The organism is Coleofasciculus sp. H7-2 (assembly GCF_042747725.1).
GTDB lineage: Bacteria > Cyanobacteriota > Cyanobacteriia > Cyanobacteriales > FACHB-T130 > FACHB-T130.
Genome location: NZ_JBHZGO010000014.1, coordinates 2,777 through 21,012 on the forward strand (window position 1 = coordinate 2,777; position 18,236 = coordinate 21,012).

Below are 18,236 nucleotides of genomic sequence, written 5' to 3' on the forward strand. Positions count from 1 at the left end.
ATGCCATAGATGATGCCGTCGCCACCAGAGAATACCTGCTTGAAGTTCCATCCAGTGCCAACTTTTTTGCCGCCGTCACCCGCTGTCCATCTGAAAGTGCCGTCAGCTCTTCCATCGTGGCGATACCACATTAAGTCGCCATTATCTTTGATGCCATAGATGATGCCGTCGCCACCAGAGAATACCTGCTTGAAGTTCCATCCAGTGCCAACTTTTTTGCCGCCGTCACCCGCTGTCCATCTGAAAGTGCCGTCAGCTCTTCCATCGTGGCGATACCATTTGAGATCGCCGTTATCCATTACGGCGTAGATGATGCCTTGCACGCTCTCTTGTGTCCTGCTTTGGGCAATAGAAAACTGCCGAACAGGACTGCTCTTAACAGTAGAAGCTGAGACTAGAGGAGTATGGACACCCAGCGATGTAGCAGATACTCTTGGGACGGAACAAGCAGCACCGATCGAAGTTGCGATGGCAACTAGCAGAGCTGTTCGACGCAGAATGGTCGTATTGGTAAGTGAATGAGACTTTGATGAGAAAAACATGGTGAACCTACTTTGTGTGTAAAGATTGCAGTGAGTTGAATACTGAGTTTGTACTCTTCTGATGACTGATACGTTTGGTATTTGGATTTAGGCACCCACGATGCCTAATCCTAATTTGCTCAGTCATAGATGGTTGCTACCCGTTATCGTGTAGTAACGGACTCCTCAGTCCAGGGAGAGCAAGTCGATCGCCCTAAAAAGTGTGAGTTGCAACCTTGGACTTTGAGTGTATAAACACGATTTGATTGAACATTGTTGAAAGTGAATGATCCGGAGCGATTTTCTAGTTGTTTTTCTCCACCTCCTACTCGTGCATATCGAACATTGAAAAAGTCCCAACCATCATTAGTAAATTTGAAGATAATCTGATTGCCGGACTGATACCCTGTGATACATGGTTGGCCAGCAGGGCAAAGTTTGACATCGTTACCAAAGCCGCCAGCCATAGCACTCTGTCCAAAAGACAAACTCAGACCCGCCAACATTGCGGATAGAAAGCGAGCATTTAGTGTGTTCATTTTTGTTTTCCTTAGTTGGTTCAATTCAGTTCTGATTTTCTTAGTCATAGTCGAATTTTGGTAGAGTCCCTGATTGAACCAGAAGGGTCATATCGGTAGCTAGTTAATCGTTGATTACTCACCTAAATTAGGCTTTCATTTCTGCTTCATGTCTACTATGGTTACTGATCAGAACTCGATCTGATAACTGGGGAAGTTCTGGAAGTTTCTATCAATAAATCAGACAAACTTAGGTTGCAAATCGTGTTTGAAGCAAAAAGTCTGGAAAAGTCAGGTTAAGTTACCCAATTGCTTCACTTATCAATCCTTGATATAACCAAGGGTATTCACCTTGCTTATCTAAGTTATGCACCCTGAATCAGAACTGTCTTGGGAGCAAACTCAAAATCTAGTTGGCACACTGGTATTTAAACATACTGGAAAGCATCTCAGCGACATTGAAATCGAGGTGCTGCAAGGTGCGTGGGAAGGCAAGAGTTATGAGGAGATTGCCGAACAACTCTTTCGCAGTGTTAGCTACATCAATAAAGACATTGGTTATCGATTGTGGAAGAAGCTCTCGGACGCATTAGGAGAAGACGTTACTAAAAAGAGCTTTCGACAGGCGCTCAAGCGAGAATGGCAAAGGCAAATTGATTTAGAAACCACCTCACCAATGTTAACTTTTGCAACAAATTTAGAATTTCCAGACGGACCCCTCGCGTTAGATTCTCCTTTTTATATAGAGCGTCCCCCAATTGAATCCGACTGTTACAAAGAGATTTTGAAGCCGGGTTCTCTTATTCGGATTAGAGGTCCCAAACAGATAGGGAAAACCTCTTTACTCCATCGAGTTTTAGCCTATGCCAAGCAACAAAATTATCAAGTTGTTCGCCTGAATTTGCGAAAAGCTGAAAAAACAGTCTTTACAAACTTAAATAAATTTTTACGCTGGTTTTGCTTGAACGTTACCAGACAACTGAATATAGAACCAAAACTTGATGATTATTGGGACGAAGAAATTGGTAGCAAGGTAAGTTGTACAGGCTACTTTCAAACTTATTTATTAGCGCAACTAGACACAAATTTAGTAATCGCCTTGGACGAAATTGATACCGTTTTTAACTATCCTGATATTGCTGAAGATTTTCTGGCGCTACTCCGAGAATGGCATGAAGAAGCCATGATTGAGGAAAGTTGGCGAAAACTTCGATTGGTTATAGCGCACTCAACAGAAGTGTATATCTCCTTAAATATCAATCAATCTCCGTTTAATGTTGGGTTGCCGCTAAGATTGCCGCCGTTTAATCAACAGCAAGTCCAGACTTTGGCTCAGGTACATGGTCTGACTTGGACTGTTGAAGAAACCCAACCATTAACCACGATGGTCGAAGGGCATCCCTATCTGATTCGACTTGCCTTGTATCACCTTGCACACCAAGATGTGACACTGGGGCAATTACTGCAAGCTGCTCCCACTCATGCTGGGATTTATAGTGACCATTTGCGGCGTTGCTTAGGGCATGTGAAACAGCAGCCAGAATTAGCCGCAGCATTGAAGCAGGTTGTGACTGCTCAAAGTCCAGTTCAGTTGGAATCCGTGGCTGTCTATCAGTTAGACAGTATGGGACTCGTACATCTCAATGGCAACCAGGTAACACCGAGTTGTGAGCTATATCGTCAGTATTTCAGTACCAATCTTTCTTGAGAGTTGAGTTCTCCAAACCTAGCAAAATGATCAATACAATCTATCACGGAGATTACGAATATAAGGTTGGAGGAAGCTTACCGCCCAATGCACTTTGTTATGTAACTCGGCAAGCTGACCAAGAACTGTTAGCAGCTTTGGAAAAGGGTGAATTTTGTTATGTATTCAACTCTCGGCAGATGGGAAAGTCGAGCTTGAAGGCGCGAACGATGCAACTGTTGGAAGCCAAAAAAATTGCTTGTGCAGCAGTTGATGTAACTAAACTCGGTGCAAAGCAGGTGACTGCTGACCAATGGTACAAAGGGTTAGTGGTGGAATTGGTCAGAGTTTTCAAGCTTTCAGGAAAGTTTGATTTGAAAGCTTGGAGAAGCGAACAAACCGAACTCTCGGCAATTCAACAACTCAGTCTGTTCATTGAAGATGTTTTATTGGTCAAAGTTTCTAGTCCTAGAGTCTGTATTTTTTTAGAAGAAATTGATAATGTCAAAAGCTTAAATTTTTCAACCGACGATTTGTTTGCCTTAATTCGCGCTTGCTATGAACAGCGCTCGCACAATCCCCTCTACGATCGCTTAACCTTCTGTTTATTGGGAGTCGCAGTCCCAGCCGAGTTGATGGTTGATAAACAAAGAACCCCCTTTAACATCGGTCGAGCAATCGATCTGACCGGGTTTAAACTGGCAGAAGCTAAGTCACCTTTAACTCAGGGATTAATCGCAAGCGTAGATAATCCGGTGACGGTTTTACAAGAGATTTTAGACTGGACAGGTGGGCAACCCTTTCTCACTCAGAAGTTATGTAAGCTGGTTGCAGAGAAAGCTGAAAGCCGAAAGCCAAACATTGAGCAGTTGGTTCAACGGTATATTGTTGAGAATTGGGAGTCTCAGGATAATCCTCCGCATTTGAGGACAATCCGCGATCGCATTCGAGGCAGTGGTCAGCGCAGAGGTCGGCTTTTAGGGCTTTATCAGCAGATTTTACACCTCAAAGCAATAACAGTAGATGACAGTCCTGAACAAATGGAATTGCAACTGTCAGGATTAGTCGTCAAGCAACAAGGCAAGCTCTGCGTTTATAACCGCATTTATGAATCTGTTTTTGATCAGACTTGGGTTGAGAAAGAATTAGCCGCCATTCGTCCTGATTTTTATTCGGTAGCGTTAGCAGGTTGGCTTGAATCAAAGGGACAAGAAGAGTCATGGCTGTTGCGCGGAGAGATGTTACAAAAAGCCCAGCAGTGGGCAGCAGATAAAAGCATTAGCGACCAAGATTATCGCTTTTTAGAGGCGAGTCGCGAATTAGAACAAAGCGATTTACAACAGCGGTTTCAGGCAGAAGCAGAAGCTTCCGGGATTCTGGCAGAAGCCAACCTGGTACTGGCAGACGCCAATCAAACCTTGACACAGGCAAACCACAAGGCTACTCGACGCATCCGGACAGGCGGGACGATCCTGGCGCTTTCCCTATTGGTGGCGATCGCAACGGGAATCTGGGCGGTAAGGATGATCCAGGAGACACAACTGGAAAGAATCAAATCCCTTAGTCTCTCCTCAACGGCTGCACTAAATGCCAATCAAGAACTGGATGCCTTACTCGCTGCCCTCAAAGCTGCCATTCAGTTAAAAGCCGCTCCTTGGGCCGATGCCAACACCCAAGCATCTGTCCGGTTGGCTTTGCAGCGATCGCTATTTCAAATCAGTGAACGCGATCGCTTAGAAGGTCACAACGATCAGGTCAGAAGTGTGGATTTTAGTCCAGATGGCAAGACTCTGGCAACTGCGAGTGAGGACAACACAGTCAGGCTGTGGAGTATTGATGGACGAGAACTCCAACGACTATCGGGACAAAATCAGTCTTTCAGAAGTGTGAAGTTTAGCCCGAATGGACAGCGAATTGCAGCGATCAGTGCCGACAACACGGTTAAAGTGTGGACGGTGGAGGGCAAAGAATTGATCACCTTCCCTGGGCAAGCCGATGAAGAAAATTTTATGGCTGATCTTTGTTTTAGTCCCAATGGTCAAGTGATTGCGGCTTCTGGTACCAACCATAAGGTCAAACTTTGGCGGATGGATGGGCAGGAAATCAAAACACTGGCGGGACATGAGTTACAGGTTTGGAGCCTTAGTTGCAGTCCGGATGGACAAACCATCGTCGCTGCAGATCAAGGGGGAATTGTCAAACTTTGGCGGATGGATGGGCAGGAAATCAAAAGCTTCCGGGCAAGTCCACAAGCAATTTTTGGAGTCAGTTTTAGTCCGGATGGTAAGTCATTTGTCACAGCAGGTGGAGACACCCAGATTAAACTGTGGAACCTAGAGGGAAAGATGATTACAAAGATTGGCAAACATGATAATTTCGTCATTGGGGTGCGTTTCAGTCCAGATGGTCAGACAATCGCCTCAATCAGCGCCGATAAAACTGCCAAATTATGGAATCTGGAGGGACAATTACTCAAAACGTTCAAAGGACATCACAACTTTGTGTTTGGACTTAGTTTTAGTCCCGATGGTCAGGCGATCGCGACTGCTGGCGGAGATGATACCGTCAGGTTGTGGAAGTTGAGCAATGAAAATCATCAGACCTTGATTGGACATACCGATTCTCTATATAGTGTGAGCGTTAGTCCCAATGGCAACACCATTGCCACAGCCGGAGATGATCAGACAATTCGGTTGTGGAGTCGGGCGGGGCAAGCGCTGGCAACGATTAGCGCCAAGAGCGGTAATTGGAATCGTATTTGGAGCCTCAGCTTTAGTCCCGATGGCAAAACCATTGCCTCTGCCAGTTGTAACAAAACTCTCAAACTTTGGAACCTCAAGGGACAACTCCTGAAAACCTTCAAAGGGCACAGTAATGAAGTCCGTGAGGTGAGTTTTAGTCCCGATGGTCAGACCCTGGCGACTGCCAGTTACGATGGCATCATTAAGCTGTGGCAGATTGACGGTCGAGAACTGAGAACGCTCAAAGCAAATGCGGGTAAGGTATGGAGTGTGAGCTTCAGCCCCGACGGCAAGCTCATTGCCTCTGCTCACAACGACGGCACGATCAAACTTTGGAACCTTCAGGGACAAATCTTAAAAACATTTCACGGGCACAGCAACTACGTTACCCGCGTCCGGTTTAGTCCCGATGGCAAAACCATTGCCTCTGCCAGTCGTGACAAAAAGATTAAACTTTGGACGCTAGACGGTCATGAATTGAAAACACTCACAGGACACTCTGCTGGTGTGACAGCACTAAGCTTTAGCCCCGACGGTAACAGCCTTGCCTCTGCCAGCGATGATGGCACAATTCGGCAGTGGAATGTTGGCGAAGGGCAAGAGATCCAAAGGATCACAGGACATGGTTATCCATTCTGGAATCTGACTTTTAATCCGGATGGTAAAACCCTGGTTTCGGTCAGCGATGATGCCCAAGTTGAAATCTGGAATACCCAAATGCTAGAACCTGAGCAGTTAATAGATCGGGGTTGCCACTGGTTGAAGGATTATCTCAAGCATAACGTTAGGGTCAATCCGCGCGATCGACAGATGTGCGATCACGAAGCGCTGCTGCAAAGCGCAGATCGCATTTATTAAAGAGTGAGAATTTTAAATACAGAAACACTTAATCCGAAGTTTCCAAAACTATCATCTTGTTTAGCAACCGAGATTTTCTACTGCCACAGCAGGTTTAGGAAATTGCCGTCAATCTGACTCTGTTGAGTCAAGGAGTTATTTATGAATCGTCGTGAATTTTTAGCCTTTTACACTCAAGGTCGGTATCTATATGACAGGCTCGGTAACAAAGTAATCTTGCGAGGAGTCAACAAAATGTCGGTATGGGATGGAGACGATCCCACAGGCAGTATTTCCTTTCCAGAGATTCGCAAAACGGGAGCTAATTCAGTCAGGATCATATGGGCTATAGCAACTCAACAAGGTCCAACAGACCTTAATGTGCTCGATCAACTGATTACCAATGCTAAAAACAACCATCTCATCCCGATGATTGAGTTACATGATGCTACAGGCGACTGGAGTCGCCTCCAGGAATTGGTGAACTATTGGGTTCAGCCCACTGTTGTGACGCTTATTCGGAAACATCAAAAATATCTATTAGTAAATATTGGCAATGAAGTTGGGGATGACAAGGTGAGTAGCGATCAGTTTACTGCTGGTTACACAAGCGCTATTAAAACCATGCGCGCCGCAGGAATTCGTACCCCTTTGGTGATAGACGCGGCGGAGTGGGGTAAAAATCTAGCAGTTCTCAATACTACTGCACCTACTCTACTCAACGCTGACCCGGACAAAAATTTGCTTTTCTCAGTTCACCTTTATTGGTCTATGTCCGATGGTGCTGATGCTAACTTTATCCGATCAAATTTACAAAAGGCAGTTGATCTAGGCTATCCCCTGATCGTGGGAGAGTTCTCTAGTTTTGGAGGATACGCTGGTCAGCATAAAAGCATATGCAGCCCAGATGGGAAAATCGACTATAAAACCATCTTAGAGGAATGTCACAAGCACGAAATCGGTTGGTATGCTTGGGAGTGGGGACCTGGCAACGCTTTTAATGATTCCCTTTGCGCTGTGATGGATATGACTCCTGATCGTTTGTTCAACAATCTCAAGCCGGGATGGGCGACTGAAGTGGCAGTATCCAGCCCTTACAGCATCAAGAAGACCTCGGTTACACCACCCACTATGTAACACCTACATTCCACAGGTTGTTGATAGAGCCAGAGGTATTTTGGGCAAGAACCTCGGTATTTTGCGCGGGGATTGCCTTTGTTGCAAGTCTAGCGGGTCGAGCCAAAACGGGAGCGAGTTTGCTAAGTAGAGTAGTAGCTGCTCCAGCAACAAAGCAGCTACTTATCTGTAAAAGGTGACGTCGAGAAAGTTGATTAGACACAGCAGTTTCTCCCTCGTAAAAACGGACATCAAAAACCTCAATCACAAGGATGTAATCTTCTCTTTCAATAGCGTTTAGATTAGAGCGATCGAGGCTATGTCCTTAATTATAGGAGAGTTCTCTCGCTTCGGAGGATATGCGGGTGAGCATCAAAGCATCTGTAGTCCAGAGGGAGAAATCGACTATAAAACCATCTTGGAGGAATGTCACAAGCACGACATTGGCTGGTATGCCTGGGAATGGGGACCTGGCAACAATTTTACCGATCGGGATTTACGCAAAGCTTATACATATAGCGTTCTTGTCGGTTCAATCCCTCTGTGGTTGCCCCCAAATGTGGTGATGTTGCGTAAGTCCTGTGATTCCCTTTGCGCGGTTATGGACATAATTCCAGATCGCTTGTTCAACAATCTCAAGCCGGGATGGGCGATTGAAGTGGCACTGTCCAGCCCTTACAGCATCAAGAACACCTCGGTTACGCCACCCACTATGTAAAATTTATCAGCCAAAAATTCTTAGGGAAGATAGCCCCTATACCAAGCTTCACGGTAATAGACTTGTTGTGAAATAGGGAATGGTTGTGAGCAAGCGACTCTAGCAATTTCAGGGATTTACGCAGCCATCAAGTAGAAGTTCCACAATCCGGTTGCCGTCAGCATTAAGTGGTCATTGAAGTCAGTCACGCGATTCCTGCAAATCTGGCTGACCGCACCATAGCGCTTGCGCCTTCAAAAACCTGTTCCAGATCGCAGAGAACGCTGTAGGGGTGGCTGTGCGCTCGTTTACACCCTTGGTGCGCCTAAATTCGGAGGTTTCCTCCGAGGCGGCGCATCCGCTTTTTAACTGATGCCCCTTGGTCAGAGTCAAAGCTCAATGAACGAAGGTTGGAGGTAATGAACCAGTGTAGTCAGACCAGAATCAGCAGAGGATTTAGCTTAAGAAACTGTTTGTAAATAAACGTGAAGAGAAACTGAACCGAGATTGAATCCAGGATAGTGATAGAGATGCGTTCTTCAACCGAGTAGCGGTGATGAGTCATAATATCTACGAGAGTGACTTGAAAGATGCGGAATGGAAACGGATAGCCCCGCTGCTACGGTTGGAAAAGTTGTTGGGAAGTAAGCCAGATGTAGAGCGGGCGCGATGTACTTGATGCGATTTTCTACCGCGCCGATAACGGGACGAAATAGCCTAAAAAGCTTTATATGTATAGGGTGTAACAGTTCATGATAGAAAAAAATAGTCCTTCCATTTGCAATAAGACCTATCTGTTAAAAATGTTACCTAAATTTTTACCAAAACCACTTAAAAAGTCAACTGAGTACAGCAGAATTCATTTTCCTAAAAATTTTGCTTCATCTCCTACAGTCAATCAAAAAAGTGAGCTTAGAAAGGTTAGCAAATGCTTTACCCTTAGCAATTAAATTTGAGAGTCGAAGAAAAAGAATACAACGTTTTTTATCATTACCCAATTTAACAAGTGAAAAATTTGGTTTCCCATAGTTAAGAAATGGTTGAAAACATACTTTACCGATGGAAAAATAGTTTATATCGCCATTGTATAGAACAAATTGGAGTTGCATAAATTTATTTATGGTTAGCGTTATGTGGGATCAAAGAGCATGCCCAATATATTTTGAATTATTACCCAAGTTGGGTTCTCCTAAGTGTTTGTGCGATCGCGAGTAATCTGGGTTTAGTTGGATCCCACGACGGTAAGAAGCGATCGCTTTTGGGACTGTGCTGGCGGGTGTGGATCGACAGTGGAGACTTGACAGAATTAGAATTCCGGCAATCTACAAGTACGGGGATAAACTCAAGCTAAATCTGGGCAATAGGTCTTCACCCGATAATTCTGTGGGAAGATTTCGCACTTCCACGTCCTGTCCTGGGCGATAAATTTCCACTTGCTGTTGTTGGGGGTTAATCAACCATGCCAATTGCACCCCTGCATCCATATATTCCTGCATTTTGGAGCGCAACATTTCTAGATCTTCTGTTGCCGATCTTAACTCAATGACAAAATCGGGTGCGATGGGGGGAAATTTACGCCTTTGTTCGGGAGTGAGGGCTTCCCAGCGTTCCCTACGAATCCAAGCAGCATCAGGAGAGCGATCTGCACCATTGGGTAACTTAAATATCGTGGAAGAACTGAAGGTATAACCGAGTCTAGTTTGCCGATTCCAGATTCCCAAATCGATAATTAAGTCGGCTTCTCGATTGCCACTTTCTCCTCCAACGGGTGACATGATAATTAATTCTCCCGAAGCCGTTCGTTCAAATTTAAACTCGCGGTTATTTTGACAGATTTTGTAGAACTGTTCGTCTGTCAGGTGAACGGTGTCTAAATTTAATGTCAAAGGACTCATAATCATACACCTACTCGGAATGGCATTCTGAGTCTAACTCTGTATTTCTCTAACTTATCTGATTTACGGCTTAGTTAGGGAAGGAGAAATAGACGGCTTTAACAGGTTTTTGGTTGCAACTGCAAGGCGCGACGATAACAGAGACTTGCTTCGTTAATTTGACCGCCTTCGGCTAAGATATCCCCTAAATATTTGTGCGATCGCAAGTAATCTGGGTTTAGCTCAATCGCACGTTGGTAAGCAGCGATCGCCTGTTCCCATTTCTTCTCTTTTCCTAAAACCTTTCCTAGTTCCAAATATATTTCTTTCGTTGTCCGGCTAAAATTGGAGTGCGGTTTGGTAAGACGCGATCGCATCCGAAAGGCGAGTTTGCCTAACTAAAGCATTGCCTAGCTGCATTTCAATAAAAAAGGCTATTCGCTGGGCTGGGGACAATGGATCGATGGGAACATAGACAGCGCCAGCTTTAAGGATGCCCTAAATTGCTACAATTTCTTCAATGGATTTGTTTAAGCAAATACCGATGCGATCGCCTTTTTCAATACCAGCGTCTCTGAGAACCTAGGCTAGTTGATTGGAAAGTGTGTCTAGCTGCTGATAGGTTATGGCGTTGTTTTTATAAATGACTGCTTCTTTAGCTGGGTATCGCTTGGCGCTGGTTTCTAGAAGCTGATGGAGTAGATATGGCATGGTTTAGTTCTTTGAGATAATATTACTGCACAGGATCTAACTTTGTATTTTCTAGGAAAGTGTAGGCTATTCGGTCGGGTTGCCGGGAGATGCGATTATGCACTCTTATTGACGAGAGTGCGATTCTGGTTCCGGGACGCTACGCGATCGCTCATGTTGTCACTGACTAATAGAAACCTAGATGTCCGTAAAATTTATAACTGCTACAACACCCGCTTGAAGATTTAGTATATCTTTACGCAATGAAGCGCAGCCAAAATTCCCAAAAATGCGAAAGTACGAAAATCATTGCCGAGTAGAAAAATAGCTTTTGCCATAGCAATGCTGAATAATCCCGCATTGCTACCCTTAGCTGTTTTGGCAAGGAATGATGTTCCAGCAAATCTGTTAGAGCAGGTTGCCAGACAAATAGATAGATAGAATTGAAGAACGAGAACAGCAGCAAAATATTTCTGCTTGTGTAGAGGTATTAGCAGCCTTAAAGTTTGATAGACAGTTAATTCGACAATACTTAAGGGAGGAACTTATGCAAGAATCACTTATTTATCAAGAACTTATCCAAAAAGGTGCAAAACAAGGCAAGTTAGGAACTCTAACTCGGATGCTTTCACGTCGATTTGGTACAATTTCTCCGGAATTACAACAACAGCTTCAAGGACTGTCAATTGAGCAATTAGATGATTTAAGTGACGCGCTGTTCGACTTTTCAGCAATATCCGAGTTGACTACTTGGTTACAAAATCAGCAATGAGTTAAGCGATTTGGGATTTTGGATTGTCTCCATGCCTCAAAGTCTTGCATTTTACCACTTCTTTTAGTCTTTAATATTGTCCAATTTCATTCCAGCCGACCAACCGCAACGGATACCGGCAATAGAGTCTTGAATGTATTGAAGCAACACAAAAGAAGGGAGATTGTGAGTAAATTTTAGGCGCAGAATTCTTAACAGACAGCGGTAGATAAGAAGTAAAGCGAGGTGGACAACAAATATAGGTAAAGGTATTTTTTGGCAACCATGCTTCAGGGCGAAATATGTGGTATTTTTGGCTAGCGAGTACTAGCAGGTAATTCGTTTACAAACAAGCTTTAACCATCTTTGCTTCTTCTGCTAGATACTCAGCTAATTGGGCTTCAATTTGCTGTTTGACAATTTGGCGATACTCCAGGAAATGTTCTAGTTCAGAGCAAAGAGATAAATAACGCCTCAAGCCGCCTCGATAATGTCGGTATAAACTATACAGGTGGAGCCAGAATTGCCAACGAGTTTTTCGGACAACCCCTTGCTGCCAAAAAATAATCAGTAGGGGTCGCATCGATGCCCAAGTCAGTTTTTTATGAGTAGCTTTTCGGATTTTGGGATACTTTGCCCGTGCCAAAATCACAGACTGACGGTAGGCGCGGTCTAGAAAACGCTCTGGTTCGTACAGTTTCCAAAATGCTTCGACATACTCGCGGCCAATCTCTTCCAAGGGACGGGTTGGCACAAAGTTCGTTAATGTCGTTTGATTGATATTGCCCAATTCGCTCCGGAGGCGTCCCTCTTTGTTGAGTCGATGCCAGAGGGCGGTATCGGGTAGCGCTTGCAACATACTGAAAACGGCGGTAGAAATTGCGGTTTTTTCGACAAACTCAACAATGCGATCGCCTGCTCCCGCTTTTTCTCCATCAAACCCGATAATAAATCCTGCCATTACCCGCAGTCCTGACCGCGTAATTGCATGAACGGCTTCGCTCAAAGAGTCTCGCGTATTTTGATACTTGCGAGTTAAAGTTAAGCTCTCTTCATCGGGTGTCTCAATTCCTAAAAAGACAGATCCGAAATTACACTGCACCATCATATCCATCAGTTCTTGGTCTTGTGCCAAATCAACGGATGCTTCGGTGACAAAAGAAAAAGGATAGCTATATTTAACCATCCAGGGTTTTAACTCTTTTAGCAGAAGTTTGACATTTCGCTTATTACCAATAAAGTTATCATCCACCATAAAAATGGTGCCTCGCCAACCCAACTCATAGAGACGTTCTAATTCAGCCAAGAGTTGTGCTGAGGTTTTGGTTCGAGGTTTGCGACCATACAGAACAATGATGTCGCAGAATTCGCATTGAAAGGGACACCCCCGCGAAAACTGAACTGACATCTGTGCATACGCACTAAACTCCAATAGGTCGAAGCGTGGGATGGGTGTTTGGGCGACATCGGGCTTTTCTCCTCCAGACCGGAAGATTCCCGCATTTTCTTCCCGTTCAAGCGCTTCTACAAACATCGGTAGGGTGATTTCTCCCTCATCAAGAATCAAATAATCAGCCCCAGCCGCTTTGGCTTCGTCGGGTAAAGCGGTTGGATAAGGCCCCCCAACTGCAACTGGTTTGCCTCGTCGTTTCGCCTCCTGAATTTGAAAGAGGAAATCTTCTTTCTGGACAATCATTGCCGATAAAACAACTAAATCTGCCCAAGCCCAATCCGCTTCAGTTATCTGACTCACATTCCGGTCTACTAACTTAAATTCCCACTGTTGGGGAAGAATTGCTGCTACAGTTACTAAACCCAAGGGCGGCAGCAAGGCCTTACGACCTGCCAGCGCTATGGCTTTTTCAAAAGACCAAAAACTTTTAGGAAATAGGGGATAAATAAGTAAAACTCGCATTTTTTGAATCCTTATAAACTAAGGGATAAGTAGAGGGAGCTAATTAACGTAAGGTGGGCACTCCCAGAAACAACTTTTTGTATGGGTTGTAAGGTTTATCATGGGCACTGCTTACCCTACAACTTTGTCAAATGCAAATATTTTTTAATAGTTTTATAGTTCTCCTTCTTCTAGATCGTTGTCTGCGGATGGTACTTGGGTTGATTTTAGCCATTGAATAGTTTCAATGCGATCGCTCAATTCAACTATCGTAACCGCTTCAAACAAAGAGCGTATGGGTAATTCTACTGAAAAGGTTTGGCGGATACGAGCAAGGATTTTAGTTGCCATAAGGGAATGTCCTCCCAGTTCAAAAAAGTTGTCGTGGAGTCCCACTCGTTCGACTCCTAAAACTTCTGCCCAAATCTGAGCTAATTTCTCCTCTGTGGGAGTACGAGGTGCAACGAATCTGGTTGAAACATTGGTTTGGATTTCCAGTTCGCTTAAGGTGCGACGGTCAACTTTCCCGTTAGCAGTCAACGGGAGAGCATCTAAGTTCGTGAAGACTGAGGGAATCATATAATCAGGAAGTTTCTGTTGGAGAAATTTTCGCAACTCTTGTTCGGTTACGTTCTTCTCTTTAGAAACAATATAAGCAGCTAACCGATGGTTGCCTGATTTGTCTTCTTTCGCAATAGCTGCAACTGATTTAATTTGGGGATATTCGCTTAAAGCTGCTTCAATTTCTCCAGTTTCAACGCGGAAACCTCGAATTTTAACTTGCTCGTCAATCCGACCAAGAAATTCGATGTTGCAGTCGGTTAGGTAGCGAACTAAGTCTCCAGTTTTGTAAAGGCGGGCGTTTTGTTCATTGCTAAAAGGATTGGGAATAAATTTTTCTTGCGTTAAGTTGGAGTCGTTTAAGTAGCCTCTAGCTAAGCCAATTCCGCCTATGTGTAATTCGCCTGGAATACCGATCGCAACAGGCTGTAAATTTCGATCTAAGATGTAAGTTTGTACGTTAGCGATCGCGCGTCCGATCGGTACTTGTTGCTGTATATTTGCGGATGTGTTTATGGGATACATTGTGGCGACAACTGTTGCTTCAGTGGGACCATAAGTATTCACTAATTTGGGATAATCGCCTACACGCTTTTGCCAGATTCTCACCAGTTCTGGAATTGCTCTTTCTCCGCCAATAATGACCAAGCGCAGCGATTCAGGAAGAACGATATCTGTTGTCTCTAATTCAGAAACTATTTGATGCCAGTAGGCTGTCGGCAAATCTAAAACTGTTAGATCTAAATCTTGGCAGGTTTTCAGAAATGTTGCTGCCGAACTCAACATTTCATCAGTTCGTAACACTAACGTTACGCCAGAAGTAAGACAGGGGTAAATTTCTTCGGTGGCTGTATCGAAGCTAATAGAGGCAAATTGGAGAATGCGATCGCTTAGCGTTAATCCATATTCAGAAATAGCAATTTGGGTAAAATTGACCAAAGAGCGATGTTCGATCGCAACTCCTTTAGGCTTTCCTGTAGAACCTGAAGTATAAATTACATAAGCCAAATTTTCTGGCTTAGTTGCACTCAGTAAATCCTCTTCGCTTTCTTGAGATAATTTTTCCCAATTTGTATCTAAGCAAATAACTTGTGCTTTATTTTCAGGAAGCAAAGATATCAGCTTTTCCTGAGTTAATAGCACTTGCACTTGCGAATCTGACAGCATATAAGCGAGGCGGTCTTGGGGATAAGCTGGGTCTAACGGTACATAAGCCCCACCAGCTTTGAGAATACCTAATAGCCCCACAATCATCTCTAGAGAACGTTCTGCACAAAGACCTACTAGCACCTCTGGTTTTACTCCCAAAGACTGAAGATAGCGTGCTAATTGATTTGCTTTGGCATTCAATTGGGCGTAGGTAAGAGATTGGTCTTTAAAAACAACCGCAATCCGATCTGGCGTTTTTTGCGCTTGATCTTCAAACAGTTGAAAAATAGTTTGCTCGGTTGCAAATTTTGCTAACTTTTGATTAAATTCGCCTAAAATACGTTGTTTTTGGTCAGCAGAAAGCAAATCGATTCGACTAACTGGTTGTTTTTTTTCTTCTAAAAATGAATTTAGTACCTTAAGAAAATGTTGAATAGCTAAACTTTGTAGTTCCTTATCAAAAACATCTTTGTGAAAATCGAAGTCGAGAACCAGGTTTCCTGATGAATCCCAATCGCGTATTCTAACAGCGAGGCTTTCAGTCCGATGTCCTGCATGAACCGATTCACTTGTTACTTTGACTCCCTGAAATTCAGAGGAGGCTTGAAGCTCATAGTTTAATAAAATATCGTAAATCGGGTTCTGAATAGGATTTTCAAGCGCATACTGACCGTATCTGATCGCTTCGGATGTTGTACTAGAAATTCGATTAATTAAAGATAGGATACTATCATCCTCTTCAATTTCAATTCGTAGGGGTACTTCCTGTGCAAAAGAGCCTATTGTTTTCTTAAAAATCTTTGACCGTCGATTGTGTAACGGCATTCCAATTGAAATCCGCTTTTTACCACAGATATGGTAAAGATAAATTGCCAAAATTCCTAATAAAATATTAAATAAAGATGTGTTATCTGTACTTCCAGTTACCGCTTCACAAGCAGCGATCGCTTTAAGTTTTTGAGTGCGATCGACACCCAGATCGCAGGCAACTCTTTCCGCAAGTGTTGTTTGTTTTAAACGGCGCTGACCGTAAAATGCCATCGGTTCAATTGGTTCTGACAGCTTTTGCTCCCAATAGGCTTTAGCTTTTAAATATCGGGAAGATTCTTGATATTTTTTATCGTAAGTTATGTAATCTTGAAATTGAGGAATTTGAAACGGTTCTTGTAATTCATTGTTCAGAGAGCGCTCGTAAAGGGTAGATACATACTCAAAGATTAATCCAAAAGAAAACCCATCGGCAATAATCTGATGGATCTTTAAGTACCAAACATATTTTTGCTCGGATAATTTTAGGAGTACGCAATCAAATAAACAATTTTTTAAATCAAAAGAAATTTGCGATCGCCTGTCGATCCAGCTTTGCAGTTCATCAGGATCGGAAATTTGAGAAAAATCGAAATATTCCACAGTATAGGGGAAATTGGCTATCACCCGTTGCTGGGGCACTCCGTCAATTTCTTCAATCACTGTTCTTAAAGCATCGCTGGCATTCACAAGTGCCTGAAACGCTGCTTGGAAGTGTGCGAGTGAAATATAGGCTGGGATGGAAATACTGAAGGCATTGTTATAAACTAGGGCTTCTGGATACAACTGTTGCCCTAACCAAATTAGGAACTGATTAGCGGTTAAATTCGAGCGATCGCGAAAATTGTTGAAGTCTTTTCCCTCTACTAGAGAGGTTGCTTCATTCAAATTTCCTAGTAATTGCTGCCGTTCAGCTTTGGTCAAAAGTGGTAATTCAGACAACTGCCGATTCAGATTGGCGACGATGCCTTCTAACAAGGTTTGGAAATGATTTTTCATCCGCTTGATAGTTGAGGCATCAAATAAGTCGGTATTGTATTTAAACTCGCCAAAAAGTGTTTCTTTGCCTACCACCATTTCTAAGGTCAAATCAAACGCGCCCTCTTGCCGAGCCATTTTAAAAGGCTTCAGCTGAATATCGTCCCAATTAACTGCGACTCCTGCTTCAATGCCTGCCACTAACTCTATGCTTTCTGCAAATTGTTGGGGCTTTTGTAAAATAAATGAAACTTGGAAAAGTGGCGATCGACTGGGATCGTGGTTTGGCTGCAATTGCTTGACCAGCAAGGGAAAGGGATAATCTTGATGGGCGATCGCGCCTAACACCGTTTGACGCACTTGACTGAGAAAGGCTTTAAATGTGGGATTCTCAGAAAGATTTCCTCGCAAAACAAGCAAGTTCATAAAGTAGCCCACAATGGGTGTAAATTCAGTTTGAGTCCTGCCTGTCATGGGAGATCCCACGAGAATATCTTCTTGACCCGTGTAGCGATGCAGCAATACCTGAAAAGCTGCCAATAGAGTCATGTAAAGGGTTGTGCCTTCCGCCTGGGACAATTGCAGAAGTTGCTGGGTGAGTTCCTGCGTCAGCCGAAAGGGATGAGATGCGCCATTAAAAGTTTGCACGGGCGGACGCGGACGATCGGTTGGCAGATTGAGCATCGGTAACTCACCCGCTAGTTGTTTCTGCCAGTAAGTCCAAAGTCTTTCCCCATCTGCACCTGCCAGCATTTCGTTTTGCCAGCGAACGTAGTCCCCATACGTCAAAGTCAGCGCCGGTAGAGAGGCGCTGGTTCCCTGTTTTGCCGCAGAGTAAAGTACCCGCAATTCATCGAGAATCAGCCAAATTGACCATCCATCGCAGGCAATGTGGTGGATGGTTAGCAACAGGATATGTTCCTCTACAGAACGAGTAAATAAATTAACCCGCATGACGGGTTCTTGTTCTAAATTGAAGGGACGCTGGTAGGTTTTAAATACTTGCCGAGCTAACTCGTCTGCGTTCCAGGTTGCTGCGTCTATTTGCTCGAAGTAAACTTCTTGATACCCATGAACTTCTTGCACGGGTTCGTTGTTTTGGATCGCAAAAGTATTCCGCAAGGAAGGATGGCGATCGCTCAGCATTTGGAACGCCTTTCGCAAGGCAAAAATATCGACATTGCCTCTGATGCGTGCGGTAAAGGCAACGTTGTAAGCGGGGCTTTCCGGGGCATTCTGGTACAACAACCACAGAATTTGCTGACCGTAAGAGAGGGGATACTGAAATTTAGCTTTGCTAGCCTTTTCTTGCAACAGTCGTGCTAGAAGTGCGCGTTTTTCTTGGGGCGAAAGATTGCTCATAATTATCTAATTTAAATTTTTAACAAATCTAACACAATTATTATCTTTTAAAC

Annotated in this window: 14 protein-coding genes and 2 pseudogenes; 8 read left to right on the plus strand and 8 right to left on the minus strand. The window is 43.9% G+C overall.

Going from position 1 to position 18,236, the window contains the following annotated elements; translation table 11 throughout:
* Both ACFW2W_RS02300 and ACFW2W_RS02305 read right to left on the minus strand, forming a co-directional pair.
* Positions 1–542: tachylectin-related carbohydrate-binding protein (locus ACFW2W_RS02300; protein ID WP_378172792.1), on the minus strand; the 542-nt coding region annotated here is incomplete at its 3' end.
* A 143-nt stretch (positions 543–685) separates the two neighbouring features.
* On the minus strand, positions 686–1,108 hold the full coding sequence (locus ACFW2W_RS02305) for a fibronectin type III domain-containing protein (protein WP_378172795.1): 423 nt from the start codon (positions 1,106–1,108) through the stop codon (positions 686–688).
* Between the two features lie 298 nt (positions 1,109–1,406).
* On the opposite strand from ACFW2W_RS02305, the gene ACFW2W_RS02310 reads away from it, so the two are divergent.
* From ACFW2W_RS02310 to ACFW2W_RS02320, 3 genes are all read left to right on the plus strand, one after another.
* The gene (locus ACFW2W_RS02310) at positions 1,407–2,747 is read left to right on the plus strand and encodes an AAA-like domain-containing protein (protein ID WP_378172798.1); all 1,341 of its coding nucleotides are present in this window, start codon (positions 1,407–1,409) and stop codon (positions 2,745–2,747) included.
* Between the two features lie 26 nt (positions 2,748–2,773).
* Complete coding sequence (locus ACFW2W_RS02315) at positions 2,774–6,325, plus strand: AAA-like domain-containing protein (RefSeq protein ID WP_378172800.1); 3,552 nt, start codon at positions 2,774–2,776, stop codon at positions 6,323–6,325.
* A 141-nt stretch (positions 6,326–6,466) separates the two neighbouring features.
* Positions 6,467–7,441 (plus strand): glycoside hydrolase family 5 protein, encoded by a 975-nt coding sequence (locus tag ACFW2W_RS02320; protein ID WP_378172803.1) that lies wholly within the window; start codon positions 6,467–6,469, stop codon positions 7,439–7,441.
* On the opposite strand, the gene ACFW2W_RS02325 is transcribed toward ACFW2W_RS02320, so the two are convergent.
* Positions 7,434–7,643: a hypothetical protein gene (locus tag ACFW2W_RS02325; RefSeq protein WP_378172806.1), complete on the minus strand. Its 210-nt coding sequence runs from the start codon at positions 7,641–7,643 to the stop codon at positions 7,434–7,436. The two genes, ACFW2W_RS02320 and ACFW2W_RS02325, sit on opposite strands and share 8 nt — an antisense overlap.
* A 96-nt stretch (positions 7,644–7,739) precedes the next feature.
* Here ACFW2W_RS02325 and ACFW2W_RS02330 point away from each other — a divergent pair, with 96 nt between their 5' ends.
* From ACFW2W_RS02330 to ACFW2W_RS02345, 4 genes and pseudogenes are all read left to right on the plus strand, one after another.
* Positions 7,740–8,138, plus strand: a complete 399-nt coding sequence (locus ACFW2W_RS02330; RefSeq protein ID WP_378172808.1) for a hypothetical protein — start codon at positions 7,740–7,742, stop codon at positions 8,136–8,138.
* 235 nt (positions 8,139–8,373) lie between these two features.
* Positions 8,374–8,581, plus strand: a pseudogene (locus tag ACFW2W_RS02335) (hypothetical protein); the annotation flags it as partial.
* Positions 8,582–8,673: 92 nt separating this feature from the next.
* A complete protein-coding gene (locus ACFW2W_RS02340; RefSeq protein WP_378172811.1) occupies positions 8,674–8,796 on the plus strand; it encodes a hypothetical protein in 123 nt (40 codons plus the stop codon).
* 164 nt (positions 8,797–8,960) lie between these two features.
* A pseudogene (locus ACFW2W_RS02345) lies at positions 8,961–9,305 on the plus strand (IS4 family transposase); the annotation flags it as partial.
* Between the two features lie 134 nt (positions 9,306–9,439).
* Here ACFW2W_RS02345 and ACFW2W_RS02350 read toward each other — a convergent pair.
* The 3 genes from ACFW2W_RS02350 to ACFW2W_RS02360 form a co-directional block, all read right to left on the minus strand.
* The gene (locus tag ACFW2W_RS02350; RefSeq protein ID WP_378172813.1) at positions 9,440–10,018 is read right to left on the minus strand and encodes a Uma2 family endonuclease; all 579 of its coding nucleotides are present in this window, start codon (positions 10,016–10,018) and stop codon (positions 9,440–9,442) included.
* Between the two features lie 92 nt (positions 10,019–10,110).
* The gene (locus tag ACFW2W_RS02355; RefSeq protein WP_378172816.1) at positions 10,111–10,368 is read right to left on the minus strand and encodes a tetratricopeptide repeat protein; all 258 of its coding nucleotides are present in this window, start codon (positions 10,366–10,368) and stop codon (positions 10,111–10,113) included.
* Between the two features lie 205 nt (positions 10,369–10,573).
* Positions 10,574–10,702: a hypothetical protein gene (locus tag ACFW2W_RS02360; protein WP_378172819.1), complete on the minus strand. Its 129-nt coding sequence runs from the start codon at positions 10,700–10,702 to the stop codon at positions 10,574–10,576.
* Positions 10,703–11,228: 526 nt separating this feature from the next.
* Here ACFW2W_RS02360 and ACFW2W_RS02365 point away from each other — a divergent pair.
* Entirely contained in the window at positions 11,229–11,453 is a 225-nt protein-coding gene (locus ACFW2W_RS02365; RefSeq protein ID WP_378172821.1) for a DUF4351 domain-containing protein, read from the plus strand.
* A 322-nt stretch (positions 11,454–11,775) separates the two neighbouring features.
* Here the strand turns inward: ACFW2W_RS02365 and ACFW2W_RS02370 are convergent, their stop codons facing one another.
* Together ACFW2W_RS02370 and ACFW2W_RS02375 are read right to left on the minus strand one after the other, a co-directional pair.
* Positions 11,776–13,347, minus strand: a complete 1,572-nt coding sequence (locus ACFW2W_RS02370) for a B12-binding domain-containing radical SAM protein (RefSeq protein ID WP_378172824.1) — start codon at positions 13,345–13,347, stop codon at positions 11,776–11,778.
* 153 nt (positions 13,348–13,500) lie between these two features.
* Positions 13,501–18,183 (minus strand): amino acid adenylation domain-containing protein, encoded by a 4,683-nt coding sequence (locus ACFW2W_RS02375; protein ID WP_378172827.1) that lies wholly within the window; start codon positions 18,181–18,183, stop codon positions 13,501–13,503.
* Positions 18,184–18,236 lie beyond the last annotated feature (53 nt).